Source organism: Echinimonas agarilytica (genome assembly GCF_023703465.1).
In the GTDB taxonomy this organism is placed as follows: Bacteria; Pseudomonadota; Gammaproteobacteria; order Enterobacterales; family Neiellaceae; genus Echinimonas; species Echinimonas agarilytica.
In genome coordinates this window covers 105,125-120,612 of record NZ_JAMQGP010000004.1, presented here as the reverse complement: position 1 = coordinate 120,612, position 15,488 = coordinate 105,125, and the positions used below count along the sequence as shown (strand labels likewise).

General features: G+C 48.0%; 12 protein-coding genes. 6 read left to right on the top strand and 6 right to left on the bottom strand.

From position 1 onward, the window contains the following. Positions 1-140: 140 nt before the first annotated feature. Complete coding sequence (gene mltF / locus NAF29_RS10585) at positions 141-1,676, bottom strand: membrane-bound lytic murein transglycosylase MltF (RefSeq protein WP_251261534.1); 1,536 nt, start codon at positions 1,674-1,676, stop codon at positions 141-143. Between the two features lie 180 nt (positions 1,677-1,856). Here mltF and purL point away from each other — a divergent pair, with 180 nt between their 5' ends. From purL to NAF29_RS10565, 4 genes are all read left to right on the top strand, one after another. Further along, positions 1,857-5,750, top strand: a complete 3,894-nt coding sequence (gene purL, locus NAF29_RS10580; protein ID WP_251261533.1) for a phosphoribosylformylglycinamidine synthase — start codon at positions 1,857-1,859, stop codon at positions 5,748-5,750. 134 nt (positions 5,751-5,884) lie between these two features. Continuing rightward, on the top strand, positions 5,885-6,139 hold the full coding sequence (locus NAF29_RS10575; protein WP_251261532.1) for a putative hemolysin: 255 nt from the start codon (positions 5,885-5,887) through the stop codon (positions 6,137-6,139). 186 nt (positions 6,140-6,325) lie between these two features. After that, on the top strand, positions 6,326-7,291 hold the full coding sequence (locus NAF29_RS18410; protein ID WP_251261531.1) for a M23 family metallopeptidase: 966 nt from the start codon (positions 6,326-6,328) through the stop codon (positions 7,289-7,291). Then, entirely contained in the window at positions 7,219-7,575 is a 357-nt protein-coding gene (locus NAF29_RS10565) for a bactofilin family protein (RefSeq protein ID WP_251261743.1), read from the top strand. The genes NAF29_RS18410 and NAF29_RS10565 overlap by 73 nt, the downstream gene beginning before the upstream one ends. A gap of 47 nt (positions 7,576-7,622) precedes the next feature. Here NAF29_RS10565 and NAF29_RS10560 read toward each other — a convergent pair whose 3' ends face one another. From NAF29_RS10560 to NAF29_RS10545, 4 genes are all read right to left on the bottom strand, one after another. Continuing rightward, the gene (locus NAF29_RS10560; protein ID WP_251261530.1) at positions 7,623-10,742 is read right to left on the bottom strand and encodes an efflux RND transporter permease subunit; all 3,120 of its coding nucleotides are present in this window, start codon (positions 10,740-10,742) and stop codon (positions 7,623-7,625) included. After that, a complete protein-coding gene (locus NAF29_RS10555; protein WP_251261529.1) occupies positions 10,739-12,298 on the bottom strand; it encodes an efflux RND transporter periplasmic adaptor subunit in 1,560 nt (519 codons plus the stop codon). Before NAF29_RS10555 ends, NAF29_RS10560 begins: the two co-directional genes overlap by 4 nt. Positions 12,299-12,421: 123 nt before the next feature. Then, the gene (locus NAF29_RS10550; protein WP_251261528.1) at positions 12,422-12,751 is read right to left on the bottom strand and encodes a hypothetical protein; all 330 of its coding nucleotides are present in this window, start codon (positions 12,749-12,751) and stop codon (positions 12,422-12,424) included. Between the two features lie 319 nt (positions 12,752-13,070). Further along, complete coding sequence (locus tag NAF29_RS10545) at positions 13,071-13,352, bottom strand: hypothetical protein (protein ID WP_251261527.1); 282 nt, start codon at positions 13,350-13,352, stop codon at positions 13,071-13,073. Positions 13,353-13,569: 217 nt separating this feature from the next. Here NAF29_RS10545 and NAF29_RS10540 point away from each other — a divergent pair, with 217 nt between their 5' ends. Then, positions 13,570-14,223, top strand: a complete 654-nt coding sequence (locus NAF29_RS10540) for an OmpA family protein (RefSeq protein ID WP_251261526.1) — start codon at positions 13,570-13,572, stop codon at positions 14,221-14,223. A gap of 57 nt (positions 14,224-14,280) precedes the next feature. Here NAF29_RS10540 and NAF29_RS10535 read toward each other — a convergent pair whose 3' ends face one another. After that, positions 14,281-14,784, bottom strand: coding sequence for a hypothetical protein (locus tag NAF29_RS10535; protein WP_251261525.1), 504 nt, complete (start codon positions 14,782-14,784; stop codon positions 14,281-14,283). A 102-nt stretch (positions 14,785-14,886) separates the two neighbouring features. Between NAF29_RS10535 and NAF29_RS10530 the strand changes: the two genes are divergently transcribed. After that, positions 14,887-15,462, top strand: coding sequence for an MliC family protein (locus NAF29_RS10530; protein WP_251261524.1), 576 nt, complete (start codon positions 14,887-14,889; stop codon positions 15,460-15,462). Positions 15,463-15,488: the final 26 nt, after the last annotated feature.

The window sequence follows — 15,488 nt, the reverse complement described above, 5'->3', positions numbered from 1 at the left end:
AAAGATACTGCGTTTAGCACGCTTCACTTGCAAGTAACGTCGCAGGTTTTGGCTGCGTGGTCGAGATCGACGCATTGTCGTTGTCCTCATGGTTTCTACTCTGCCATTAAACGTGGTCTTCATGACACTATTATGACGGTTCACCCTTCATTGGGCTTTAATACTCCATTTTGTTCTGGAGCGGTTTCTAAAGCGCTATCATTCTGTGGCGCTTCACTTATGTTGACCTCAGTTTTTTCTTCCGGTTCAACATTGTTTTGCATTAATTCAGAGATATTCGAAAAACGTGCATTTTGCTCTGAAAGCTGCTGCTGACGCTTTGCTTCACGCTCTAACCATAACAGTGTTTCGTAATACCTGCGAATGTTACTCACATAGCGCACCGGCTCTTCGCCTCTAGCGTATCCGAATTTGGTTTGTTTATACCATTGCCGTTTGCGCAGTAGCGGCAAGCTCTCTTGAACATCAAGCCATGAATAACGGTTACCGCCGCGTATTTCTGTAATGTCCATGGCATCGGCCAAGTGGCCATAGCCCACATTGTAAGCGGCCAGCGCAAACCATATTCGCTCGTTTTGTGGCACTTTATCTGGAATGCGCGACAGCATTTTTTCAAGATAACGTGCGCCACCCGAAATGCTTTGTTCGGGGTTAATCCGATCATCCACATTCATTGCAGAAGCGGTGGCTTTGGTGAGCATCATCATGCCGCGCACACCCGTGTAAGACTTGGCCGTGGGTTTCCAATGCGATTCTTGGTAGCTAATGGCGGCTAATAAATGCCAGTCGATCACATCGCCGTATTTTTCAAAGTATTTTCGGTACTTTGGCAACGTGCGTTTGGTGGAGCGAATAAAAGCACGGGTATCCACATAGTCAAAGTTGTCGATGTGGCTAAAATACTTGTGTTCGATATTGGCCATGGCATTGCCATTGCGCAACACACTGAAATATTCGATCGCCATGGCGTAAAGGCTGTCGTCGTCAGAATGAGAAAACGCCCAGGCAATGTCATCTTCTTTGGTTAAAGAAAATGCGATTGAAAGCTCGGGATAAAAACGGCGCATGGAGTCGAGCAGGGTTGAATCAACTACGGTGTAATCAATGTCGCCCGACAAAACCTTAAGAAGTAAGGATTCACTATTGTCAGTGTCGCTTTCGTGCCAGACAATATCTGGATATTCATGTTGTACTTCTCGCAACCGATCGGCGTGAGAGCTGTCGGCCACTACCACTAAATCACCATTTAACTGGTTAAAACTACGTGGCCATGCCGTGCCTTTTTTAAACACTAACTTCTGCGACACTTTGTAATAAATAGGCGCAAAGCGCAGTGACTTTTTGCGTTCGGCTGTAATCGTCAGGGCGGCAGCGGCAACATCGACTTCGTCGAGTTCCAGTTTGCGCCGCAGTTGGCGAATGTGATGGACGGGCACCATCACTAAATCCACCCCTAGGTAATCAGCAAATCGTTTGGATAGATCGTATTCGATGCCAAATTGACCGTTTTCATTTTCGCTGTATGTGGTGGCACCAAAAAGTGTTCCAACCCGCAAGGTACCGCGCTGTTGGACCTTTTCAAGTTGGCTTTGGCTATCCTGCGGAACAGGATTACAGCTGATAAGAGCAGTGAAGCTCAGTGCCAACAACCCAAATAAAAACTGTTTAAACTGCATACCTTCCCATGAAATTTTGTTAATTTTCAGTAAGCTGCAAAAAAATTTGTGGTCATTCAAAGACATCACAAAAGAGTCTTTCTGAAACCTGCAACCGATAGCTGCATTCAGCGTCAGATTTGCTTATAATGCGCACCTCGAATTCCGACGTACCACTAGCGATTGGGCCTAATACCTTCTATGGAAATTCTACGCGGCGCACCAGCCTTATCTGACTTTCGTGTTCAGAAACTACTTGCAGCTTGTGCTAAAAACAATCTGCCTGTCACTGACATCTACGCAGAATATACGCATTTTGTTGAGCTTAATGGCCAATTAAGCGAAGAGCAACAAGCAAATTTAGCAAGCATTCTGACCTATGGTCCAACAATTTCAGAGCATGAACCAGAGGGCCAGCTTCTGTTAGTCACGCCACGTCCTGGTACCATCTCTCCGTGGTCGACGAAAGCAACCGATATTGCTCATAATTGTGGCCTTTCAGCCATTGTGCGTATCGAACGTGGTACGGCTTATTATGTCAGTAATGCAAGCGAGTTAACTGCCGACCAGCTCACTGTCCTCAAATCATTATTGCATGACCGTATGATGGAATCTGTGTTTGGTGACATGGAGCAAGCCAATGAATTGTTCCAACACCACACACCAAAGCCTCACTCATCGGTCGATGTGTTAAGCGGCGGGCGTGATGCGTTGGATAAAGCCAACGTCGATTTAGGTCTGGCACTTGCTGATGATGAAATCGATTATTTGGTTGAGAACTTCACTCGTTTGAATCGTAACCCTAACGACATCGAGCTCTACATGTTTGCACAAGCGAACTCAGAGCACTGTCGTCATAAAATCTTTAATGCAGATTGGACAATTGATGGCATCGAGCAGCCCAAGTCATTGTTCAAAATGATTAAGAATACATACGAACAAACTCCGGATTACGTGTTGTCAGCGTATTCAGACAACGCCGCTGTTATGACCGGCACGCCAGCAGGGCGATTTTTTGCTGACCCTGAAACGCGTGAATACACATACCATCAAGAAGATATTCAAATCTTGATGAAGGTTGAAACGCATAACCATCCCACTGCCATTTCTCCTTGGCCCGGCGCGGCAACAGGCTCTGGTGGTGAGATTCGTGATGAAGGCGCAACAGGTAAAGGTGCAAAACCTAAAGCCGGTTTGGTGGGCTTTTCCGTTTCTAACTTGCGTATTCCTGGGTTCGAGCAACCTTGGGAAACTGACTTTGGTAAGCCAAGTCGTATTGTGAATGCCTTCGATATCATGATGGATGGCCCGCTCGGTGGGGCAGCATTTAACAACGAATTTGGTCGCCCGGCATTATTGGGTTACTTCCGAACTTATGAAGAAGAAGTAAAAAGCCACAACGGCGTAGAAGTACGTGGATACCACAAGCCAATTATGTTGGCCGGTGGCCTTGGCAATATCCGTGATGAGCACGTGATTAAAACGCCATTTGAAGCGGGTTCTAAACTGGTTGTATTAGGCGGCCCAGCCATGAATATTGGTTTGGGTGGTGGCGCAGCATCGTCAATGGCGTCTGGCCAATCAAGCGAAAATTTAGATTTTGCGTCGGTTCAGCGTGACAACCCAGAAATGGAGCGCCGTTGCCAAGAAGCCATCGACCGCTGCTGGCAGCTCGGCGATAAAAACCCGATTGCGTTCATTCATGATGTGGGCGCGGGTGGATTATCGAACGCATTCCCAGAGCTGGTTCATGACGGTGGTTGCGGTGGTTCATTCCATTTGCGTAACGTACCGAATGACGAGCCGGGTATGACACCGCTTGAGATTTGGTGCAACGAGTCTCAAGAGCGCTATGTATTAGCCATTAACCCTGATCAAATTGATGTGTTTGAAGCCATTTGTAAACGCGAGCGCGCTCCGTTTGCAGTGATTGGTGATGCCACCGCAGAACAGTCTCTTAAGTTGCACGACAGTCACTTTGACAACGATCCAATTGACCTGCCATTGGATGTGTTGCTGGGTAAAACGCCTAAAATGCACCGCGATGTGAGCACTCAAAAAGTCACAGGTGATGCGTTGCAACTTGAAGGTGTGACGCCTGCCGATGCGGCGGAACGCTTATTGCGCTTACCGACGATTGCAGAAAAAACATTCCTAGTGACCATTGGTGACCGCTCAGTCACCGGTATGGTTGCTCAAGACCAAATGGTGGGTCCTTGGCAGGTGCCTGTGGCCAACTGTTCAGTGACCACGGCAAGCTTTGATACCTACGCAGGTGAAGCAATGTCGTTGGGTGAGCGCACTCCCGTGGCTTTGTTAGATTTTGCAGCGTCTTCTCGTTTGGCCGTCGCTGAAGCCATTACCAATATTGCTGCGAACGAAATTGGCGATATTAAGCGCATTAAACTGTCTGCAAACTGGATGTCTGCAGCGGGCCACCCAGGCGAAGACGCCGGTTTGTACGAAGCTGTGAAAGCGGTGGGCGAAGAGCTTTGTGCTGAAATCGGCTTGACCATTCCTGTGGGTAAAGACTCTATGTCGATGAAAACCCAATGGGAAGACAATGGTGAAACCAAGGCCGTGACGTCTCCTTTGTCTTTGGTGATCACTGCATTTGGCCGTGTGAGCGATGTGCGTAAATCTCTCACGCCACAGCTTCGCACTGACAAGGGCGACACCGACCTTATTTTAATTGACTTGGGCCGTGGCAAGCAGCGCATGGGCGCGTCTTGTTTAGCGCAAGTTTACAAGCAGCTGGGCGACGTGGCTCCTGACTTAGATGACAACCAATCGTTGTTGCAGTTCTTCAATGCCATTCAAGCATTAGTGAGCGAGCAGAAGCTACTGGCTTACCATGACCGTTCTGACGGTGGTTTATTTACCACCGTTGCTGAAATGGCATTTGCGGGCCATACCGGTGTCGATATTGATCTTTCTGCGTTCGAAGGCGATGACCTTTCGCTACTGTTCAATGAAGAACTTGGCGCCGTGGTTCAGGTGCAGCGCTCAGAACGTCAAGCGGTGCTCGATATTTTAGCGGCCAATGGCTTTGCTGATGATGCATACGTGATTGGTACCTTGAATAAGACCGATACCCTTGAGTTTTCTCGCAATGGCGAGTCTATACTCAGCAATACTCGCACGCACTTCCGTTTAGCGTGGGCTGAAACAACGCAAGCTATGCAGGCGTTGCGCGACAATCCTGAGTGCGCAAAACAAGAATTTGAAGCCAAAGGCAACGCCGCTGATCCGGGCATTCAAGTTGATTTAACCTACGACTTAAATGAAGACGTTGCGGCCCCTTATATTGCCAAAGGTAATGCGCCTAAAGTGGCTATCTTGCGTGAGCAAGGTGTTAACTCTCATGTGGAAATGGCGGCTGCATTTAACCGTGCAGGTTTCATGGCAATTGACGTGCATATGAGCGATGTATTGGCTGGCGAAGTTGATTTTGCTGAATTTAAAGGCCTCGTTGCTTGTGGCGGGTTCTCGTATGGTGATGTGTTAGGTGCGGGTGAAGGTTGGGCAAAATCTATTTTGTTCAATGCTCAAGCGCGTGAAGCTTTTACCGCATTCTTCCATCGCAATGACACGTTCACGTTGGGTGTGTGTAATGGTTGCCAGATGATTTCAAACTTGAAAGAGTTGATTCCTGGTGCCGACCACTGGCCCCGCTTTGTGACTAACTATTCTGAGCGTTTTGAAGCGCGTTTCAGTACCGTGAAAATTGCTCAGAGCCCATCGATTTTATTGGCGGGCATGGAAGGTTCGCGTATGCCAATTGCGGTGTCTCATGGCGAAGGTCGCACTGAGTTTAGCAGTGATGATGCGCTAAATGCGCTTCGTGCTTCCGGTACTGTAGCAATGCAATATGTAGATCACTCAGGTGACGCTACTGAGCAATATCCGCTGAACCCGAACGGTTCGCCAGACGGCATGACTGGGCTGACGACACTCGATGGACGCGTGACGATCATGATGCCGCACCCAGAGCGTGTATTCCGTGCTGTGAGCCACTCATGGGCACCGGATGATTGGTCTGAAGACAGCCCTTGGATGCGCATGTTTAGAAACGCTCGCGTTTTTGTGGGCTAAATCAGCCAATACATCAATACGATTTAAAGCGGAGCCTAGTGCTCCGTTTTTGCTTTTTAATTCAATAATTATTTGAAAAATATTAATTGCAGACCATTCTTTAGTGCTACGTTCGCTACAAATGTGTTTGCCATATGAATAAAAAACTCATGTTATCAGTGGCTATTGCGGTGGTCGCAATAGTTGGCTGTGGTCAATCAACGTCTGAATCAAATGCGTCTAAAACCGCAGTAGGAATGGCTAATCCAGCATCAGAGTATTGCGCCAGCTTAGGGGGCGAAAATGTCACCGAGAAAAGTGAAGATGGCGACGTCGCAATGTGTAAACTTGCCGACGGAAAACCGGTGGACGCATGGGACTTATTTCGGGCGCATCACCCAGAAACTTAAATTAAAGCTGTGCCATCGCTCTATCGTTAAGTCTAGGTATGGTCTAGCTTACAGGCTAGTTCGGTGATTTTTATAAGCCATAAATTACATTTATGTCGTTGAATTTTGTTAGTAAAACAGGCATGTTACTGCATTGTTAACATGGACTGTGAAGCGTTGTGGTGTGACTGCAACAGCAAAATCGACGTGAAAAATAGACTCTCATTAACCGTTTCAAGCTACAAATCTAGCCGACACTACAGCTTCCATCGCAGTATTGTGTGGTTGGGGCTATTGGCAATTGCAGCTGTATTTGCCAGCCTAGCATGGGCGAGATTCATGCTGGTTGAAACGCAGCAAAAATTATCGGTTGCCGAAGATTCTCAAAACGCATCTCAGATTTCGGTGTCTCAACTGCAACACGCCCAACAAAACTTATTCTCAACATTAGATGTGCGTGAGCAACAATTGCGCGCGCTAGACAACCGCCTCGATCAGCTCGAAGTGCTCGCTGGCACTGAGCAAGGTGAGTATCCAGCCGGTTACGATGAGCGACTGCTTAACCTCACATCGACTTTGTCTGAAAAACAAATGCTTTTGAGCAAAATACCCAACGGCGAACCAATGCAGTATCGCCGTATGAGCTCCAAGTACGGGTACCGCACTCATCCTATATCCAAGCGTCGTCACCACCACAAAGGGGTCGACCTGCGTGCCGACAAAGGCACACCTATTTATGCAACTGCCGATGGCTATATTGAGCAGGCGCGTTCAAACTACGACCGTGGCTATGGCAACATGGTGTCTATTCGGCACCAAATGGGCTTCAACACGCGGTATGCGCATTTAGACGAGGTATTGGTGAAGTTTGGCCAGTATGTTCGCAAAGGCGAGTTGATTGGCTATTGTGGGAACAGTGGTGACAGTACCGCGTCGCACTTGCACTACGAGGTTGCTTTTTTAGATCAGGTGCTCGACCCAAAGCCCTTCATGAAACTCAATTTAACTAATTTTGATCAAATTACAGCAACAGTAAGGACCATCCCATGGGAGTCTTTTCAGCAGGAAATTCGTCTGCTAAGCCAACAGCCGGCGCCACAATTATCGCAGCAGGGACTTGTGTCGATGGCACCCTTGAACTCAGCTGTAACCTTCATGTCGAAGGCGAAGTAAAAGGCCAAGTGAGTTGCCTTGGTACGATTACCATAGGTAAAAAGGGCAAAGCCAGCGGTGAAGTGAAAGCTGGCCGAATGATTGTGAGCGGTGAATTTGATGGTGACTGCCATAGCGGTAGTTTTGAAATTACTAAAAGTGGCACGGCGGCAGGCAATGTTTATGCTCGAGAAATGATCATCGCCAAGGGCGGCCATTTTAACGGGAATTGCTCAGATTTAGGCGCAGAAAGCCCATTTGATGTCACCGAATTACATCCAGCACCAGAAGAAGTGGCCAGTTAATCCAATCATGGCCCACTTCCTGTGGAACCATGTTATATGCAACCCACCTATGTGATCGAACGCTTGCAGTGAAGGTAATACACCGCTGGGATGAGTAATAAGGTCAGCAATATTGAGCTGATCATGCCCCCAACCATGGGTGCGGCGATTCGCTGCATGATTTCTGAGCCGGTACCGCTGCCATACATGATGGGCAACAGGCCAATGATAATGGTCGCTGCGGTCATGACTTTGGGGCGTAATCTCAATACCGCACCTTGAACAATTGCATTGCGGAGCCCGTCTAAGCTGGGTTGCTGCGTGGTTTTTCTGCATTGTTCGAGCCACTCTTTATGGGCATTGCGCAAATACAGCAACATCAGCACACTGGTTTCAACCGCCACGCCTGCAAGTGCAATAAAGCCTACGCCCACCGCCACCGAAAAATTGAAATTGAATAGATAAATGAGCCAAATTCCGCCAATCAAGGCCAATGGTAACGTGCCCATGATGATCACAACATCACTGATTCGGCGATGAGTGAGATAAAGCAAAATGACGATAATGGCCAATGTGAGAGGAATGATATAGCTGAGCTTTTCTTGAGCTCGCAGCATATATTCGTATTGCCCAGACCAAGTGATGGAATAACCGGGTGGCAGAGTTATTTGATCTGAAACCATGCGTTGTGCATGTTCAACATAACGCCCTACATCCATGTTGTTGATATCAATAAAAGTCCAGCCATTAAGCCGCGCATTTTCACTTTTGATGGTTGCAGGTCCTTCATCAATGGAGATTTCTGCAACATCGCCAAGCGCAATACTTTGCCCGCTTGGCGTGAACAAAGGCAGCACTTTTAGTTGTTCAGGCGAGTCTCGATAATCTTGAGGGTAGCGCATATTGACCGGATAACGCTCAAGCCCTTCTACGGTTTGGGTCAGATTTACGCCCCCTACAGCGGTGCTGAGGACTTGTTGCACATCGGCAATGTTGAGACCGTATCGAGCAGCCTTAGCGCGATTGATATCGATATTAATATAACGCCCCGAAGCGACCCGTTCTGAGTACGCTGATGTGGTTCCGGGAATATCTTTGAGGATCAGTTCGAGCTGCTGTCCAATGGCTTGTATTTCAGATAAGTCAGGCCCAGCCACTTTGATACCGACCGGTGTTTTGATGCCAGTCGCTAACATATCAATGCGGGTCATGATGGGCATGACCCAAGCGTTGGTTAAGCCGGGGAATTTCACCAACTGATCAAATTCTTGCTTGAGCGACTCAGTCGTCACGCCTTCCCGCCATTGTGATTTAGGTTTTAACTGAATAAAGGTTTCAATCATGGTCAGTGGCGCAGGATCGGTTGCGGTTTCTGCTCGCCCAACTTTACCAAATACGGTGACAACCTCAGGCACCGTTCGAATCAACTTATCGGTTTGCTGCATGATCTCTCGAGCTTTGCCAATGGAAACGCCCGCATAGGTGGTAGGCATGTACATCAAGTCGCCTTCATCTAGAGGAGGAATGAATTCTGTACCAATTTTATGAACAGGCCAAAAGCCAACTGCGGTAACAAATAGTGCTGCGATGATGGTGGATTTTGGAAATTGAAGCACAAGATTTAGTAGGGGCCTATACAGTGCCATGAGCAGTCGATTAATCGGGTTTTTGTGTTCGCTTATGATGCGTCCACGAATGAAGTAGCCCATGAGTACCGGCACCAAGGTAATGGCGAGCGCTGCCGAAGCGGCCATGGCGTACGTTTTGGTAAGCGCTAATGGCGAGAACATACGGCCTTCTTGCGCTTCGAGAGTGAACACAGGTAAAAAGCTCACTGTGATGATTAGCAGCGAAAAAAACAATGAAGGCCCAACTTCAGTGGCCGCCTGTTGCACTATTTTCCAACGATCACTGTTGGCTCCACCTGATTTTTCCAAGTGTTTGTGCATGTTTTCAACCATCACGATGGCACCGTCCACCATTGCGCCAATGGCAATTGCAATGCCGCCTAATGACATGATGTTGGCATTCACTCCTTGAAGGTGCATGACAATGAAGGCAGCAAGAATACCGATTGGAATGGTAATAATGGCCACCAGAGAGGAGCGCACATGGAATAAAAAAGCGAGGCACACCAGTGCTACCACAACAAACTCTTCAATCAGTTTGTGCCAAAGGTTGTCAACGGCGCTTTCAATGAGGTTTGAGCGGTCGTATACGGGCACAACTTCCACACCTTCGGGCAAGCTGGATTTGAGTGTGTCTAAACGTTGTTTCACGCGGTCAATGGTTTGTTGTGCGTTCTCGCCGAATCGCATCACAATAATGCCACCTACAACTTCACCTTCACCATTGAGATCGGCCAAGCCGCGTCGCATTTGTGGCCCTAGCGTAATTTCAGCCACGTCCTGCAATAGCAGCGGCGTCCCCTTGTTGTTCACACCCAGTGGAATGAGCTTAAGGTCGTCAACACTATTGATGTAGCCCGTTGCGCGAATCATGTATTCCGCTTCGGCCATTTCAATCACAGACGCGCCAACCTCTTGATTGCCTCGTTCTATGGCGGTTTGAATCAGATGTAACGGAATACCAAAGGCGCGCAGTTTGTGTGGGTCCACTTGCACTTGATATTGCTTCACCATGCCACCGACGGTAGCAACTTCCGAAACGCCTTCAACGGCTTGAAGTTCATATGCCAGAAACCAATCTTGAATCGAGCGCAGCTGGGCTAAGTCATGCGTGCCAGTTTTGTCGACTAACGAATAGATATAAACCCAGCCAACACCGGTTGCGTCAGGCCCTAGTTGAGGCTTAGCCGAAGCGGGCAAGTTGGGGCTTACTTGGCTTAAGTATTCCAACACGCGACTTCGAGCCCAGTATAAGTCGGTATTGTCTTTGAAAATGACGTACACATATGAATCGCCAAAGAACGAAAAACCGCGAACCGTTTGGGCTCCCGGAACCGACAACATGGCCGTGGTAAGCGGGTAAGTAACTTGCTGTTCAACCACTTGCGGCGCTTGCCCTGGGTAGGAAGTTTTGATGATGACCTGAACGTCTGATAGGTCTGGTAAGGCATCAATAGGCGTTTGCTTGACCGACCATAGCCCGCCGCCCACTAACATAGCTGTAATGAGTAATACTAAGAAGCGATTGTGAATCGACCACCGAATGACTGCCGCAATCATTGGTCTTCTCCGTGGTTCATCATTTGATGTTGGCTATGATCCATGCCGTGATGGTTTTCATGCTCTTGAGCTTTGGGGGCTTGGACTTCAGCGGGTTTCGACATGATGTGGGTTGTTGAAATGACAACCTCTCCCTGATGCCGGGTTATTTCAAAGTGCATGACGGTGCCCGTTGTGAGATCTTCAAAATCAACATCTTTATCTACGAGGAAATCCATCTCCATGGGAGGCCACTGCCACTTCTCAATGGCTTTATGTTCCACGGTTATGCTGCGTTTGTGAGGATTGGTGTGGGTGATGGTTCCTTCGGTCCAAACCTGTGTAGGCTCTGAGGTGCCCGGATCTGACATTCTTACAAAGTCTGAGGTAATGCTTGATTCTGAATCGAGCAAAAACTGAGCGGAAACCACAATCTCATCACCCGCGTTTAGCCCCTTTAAAACCTCAATTTCATCGTGAGAGCTTCGCCCCAATACAACGGCTATCGATTTGAATTTTCCGTGACCTAACGCCAGTACAACCCGATCGTCAGAGCCACTTCTAATGACCGCTTGGCGTGGCACTATCAGCGCTTTTTCGGATGTGTTGGCATGAATGCGGATCTGAGCAAACATATTGGGCTTGAGCTGTTCTTGGTGATTATCAAATCGCATACGAACACGCATTGTTCGATTGACCGCATCTAACACCGGATAAATATAATCCACATGACCTTTCCACGTTTGGCCCGGGAGGTGCTCCAGCGTCATGCTGACTTCATCGCCCTTTTTAACGCGTGATGCTTGGCGCTCGAATACCTCGGCAGTGACCCAAACTTGGTCAAATGGGCCAATGGAAATAATGGTGTTGCCCGGCTGAACAAAGAAGCCTTCGGACACTTCAAGCATTTCCACAACACCACTTTTAGGCGCCAAAATGGTAATGGTTTGCTGCACTTCTCGGGTTTTTATGAGGGCTTGAATTTGCGGCTCAGGCACTTGCAGCGCGCGCAGACGCTCAATGGCAGACTGCACTAGTTTTTTATCGTCTTGTTCAAGTGTTTGCAGCAGTTCATTTTGTGCATTGACTAGCTCTGGCGAATACAGAGAGAACAGCGGATCGCCTTTTTGGACGCGCTCGCCTTCCACTTTAATATTGAGAGTTTCAAGCCAGCCTTCAACGCGGGGGTGAACGTGCACCAATGCGTCTTCATTGAACCCTACATAGCCCACGGTATCAATTTGGGTCTTAAGTGACTTAAAGGCGACTTGCGCTGTTCTAACTCCCATGTTGTTGATGACTTCTGGAGACACGGTAATAGTGCCAGGGCTGTCGTCTGTGCTCGATGCGTCTTCATAAACGGGGATGAGATCCATCCCCATGGGGGACTTTCCGGGTTCATCTCGGCGATAGGCTGGATCCATTGGGGCGACCCAGTACAAAGGAGTTTGGATAGCGGGCTCTGAGGAGGCGGCCGTTCCTGAATAGAGGGGCGATGCATTGAAGAGGGCAAAGCCGCTAGCCCCAATAGCTGCGCCAATGGTAATTGAAACAATGACCAATGCTGTTCGTGTCATGATAAAAATCCAATATAATAATATTCACTAAATACGATGAAAACGTGCTCTGTGCTCAACGAGCAATCGATAGTGGTGCGTGACCGGCATGTTGCAACATGCAGCCTTTATTGGATGGGGTGATTAATGAAGTAGGCGCTGTGTTGTCATAAACAGCGGCGGGTAACCCGATTTTGGCGGCTCGGTATCGCAGTAAAACCACATGGCGCAGAATAGACGCTTAATGACTGGCAATACCATCATGATGGCGCTGAATGCTAATGCTGCGAATAGGCTTGCAAGTTGAAATTGGCTGCTGAGTATTTTTGACATGTCATGGCCGCTATCATTAGGGCCACAACATGCGTGTTGTTTGGTTGCGTCATCACTTTGCGCTTGGGACTGATGGTCTGAGTGCTCCGCATGATGGTGCTGGTGGGAGGTGACTTCACTCGTCGGCTCTGCATGATTCATGCGAGAGCTATGGGATGACGGAATAATGTTGGAACAAAGTACACTGATACAAAATACAAACCACACCAGCAGCAACACGGCTGTGCTTATTCTGTATTTTTGTAACCGGACCAGTGACATATGAATTGTAGGTTCATCTTTTAAGTTGAATTTAGACCGTTCTACATCATGCTTGGGCAAAGCATGGTCTGACTCAGTCGTACCCGTCTATGGTAGACCCTTGGGTAGGGGGTAGGTCAAATACTTTTGTGAAAAGGCGGTGGATAGCCTACGAAATAAGCACATATGAAAGGCCCACCGACGTGAGCCTAAGTGATATTTACACCGCTGGAGTAGGCGTGCGCAAAGCAAACATTCGATTGAGTAATCGAGTTGAAATACCTTGGTATTCAGCTTTTTCCCACCATTCGGTCATGGCAGAGACACGTTGATACTCAGTTTCACTCACATCGCATTCAACTTTTAATTCAGCCATGCCGCCGTGTTCGAGACGGGCCAAATCTGGATGCTCAGTGATGCGGCGCAAGCAAGCGGTAAATAGTTGATTTCGCTTAATAAAACGAATGAATGGCAAGTCTGCTACAGAGATTACAATTTTCATAGAACAACAACTTCCTTAATCGACGGCGACACTATGAAGAGGGCGTGTGACAGCGAGATGACACTAAAGTGACGTTGTGATGAACTGCTGATGGGATCATTGTTTTGGCGGAGAACGACGCGATATGTGCGGCGACAAAGCAACATTTAGAATACAAAACAGTCAACGTGTGTCTATCCTTGAAATGAGTTCAACAGCAATCATAGGACACGAACGAATGAACGAGAAACTTGGATTAGTACCTTTGGTAATTTTTGCGATCTCAGGGTGTGCTTTTAAGGCCGATTTAACAGAAATGGAGGCCTTGGTCACGAAAGCGGAAATGGGCAGCGAAGGCCGTTGCATTGAGCTTTTAGATGGCGTTGAACAAAATTTGCGCAAGGCCAAAGCCGTGCTTGCGAAAAAACCATCCGATGTGTCGTTTGGGGAATACGAACACGGCATGAAGGCCGCTCATGCTGCAGTTCAGTATCGCCAAGAATATGACGAACACTGCCTTGCACTGTCGCAAGCGGTCAAAGATAGCTACAGCCATATCACCGCGTTGCCGGGCGTTAACTTTGCCGACGGTTCGGACCAACTTACACTGGAGTCTTCGGTCATTCTCGATGCGATGGCCAGCAAACTATTGCAAGAACAGCGAAGCGTAGAAGTGGCTGGACATACATCGAATACAGGAACACCGGAGTTCAATATGAGCTTGTCGCAGCGTCGTGCAGACGCGGTTCGAGCGTATTTAATTTCAAGAGGCGTAAGTGCGAGTCTTGTTGTTGCTAAAGGTTATGGCATGGAGCAACCGGTGGCTGCGAATGATTCACGCGTGGGACAAAGTGCAAACCGTCGAGTTGAAATTCGTTATCTAGAGCCCTAAGGATTGAGCACGTGTGCTTGAATATGGAGCCGTTGGCGGCTCCTGCTCGAACAAGTATTAGGGCTGGCACAGCGCTTTTATTCGAGGTATGTCGTTGACCATCGTTTGCAGGGCTCGAGTTCCTTCTGGCGAGAGTGACGAGCCCGCTCCAAAGCATGCCAAGCTGAGGCAAGGAGTAAGCGATTGTGGGATCTCAATAGGGCATTGCAAATGGCCCAATTCAACTTTAGCCATGCAATCAAATTCAGCTAATACGCTCAGACCCTTGTTGAACTTGCCTTGTTGGCACAGGGCTTCAGCAAGGGCAGGCTTGGCTTGATAATTGGGTTGTTCATGTAATTTCATCGCGTCTGCTTGAGACAGCGAACGCTCGGCCATTGCAAAGTCGCCTTGAAGCAGTGCTTGTTTGCCTGTTTCTAGCAATGTTTCAAAGTAGGCAGAAGTCCCTGTGGTTAAAGACAATTCAGATGAACTCTCTGTGGTCAGCAAGGTATGCGTTTCATGATGTGTAACGCAGCCACTAAGCCATATCATTCCAGCAGCAATCAAGCCGTATTTCATTTCACCTTCCTTTTGAATTAGCGCATGGCGTGTGAGTAAATTTGAATGCTATTCTTGATTCAAATGACTTGCAAATCGTACGAACGAAAGCTGTAAATACTTATGCAAAATTTTAGAACAAAGTTACCACTCCTCGCTTTGAGTGTTTCAACATGGGCAATAGCGCAACCTGCGTTTGATTGTGAGCAGGCACAAGGACAGGTTGAACATGCCATTTGTGCGAGCGAGACCTTATCTGAACTAGACCAGCAATTGGCGCTGGTGTATCAACAAGCGGTCGATAAAACCACCGATGAAGCACATTTAAAGGCGATGCAGCGCGGTTTTATTAAAGGCCGAAATGATTGTTGGAAATCAGAGTCTATGAATGAATGCATTGCACAGCAGTATGCGCTTCGTATGACTGAGTTGCAGCTTCAATATCAGCTTATCTCGCCTCTTCAAGAGGTTAGGTATCGTTGTGGCGAGCAACAACAGATGGTCAATGTGGCTTTTTATGGCACTGAACCTGCGTCGTTGGTTCTGAGTCAAGATGATATGGAGTTGTGGCTTTACTCACAACCGGTGGCCAGTGGAATGCATTACACGGGACAAAACATAGACTTCAGAGGCAAGGGTGATGCTGCGGTTATTACTCATTTTGATCAACCGCCGGTTGATTGTGTGGTAAGTCGTTGAGAATAAAAAACGCTGCTATTGAGCAG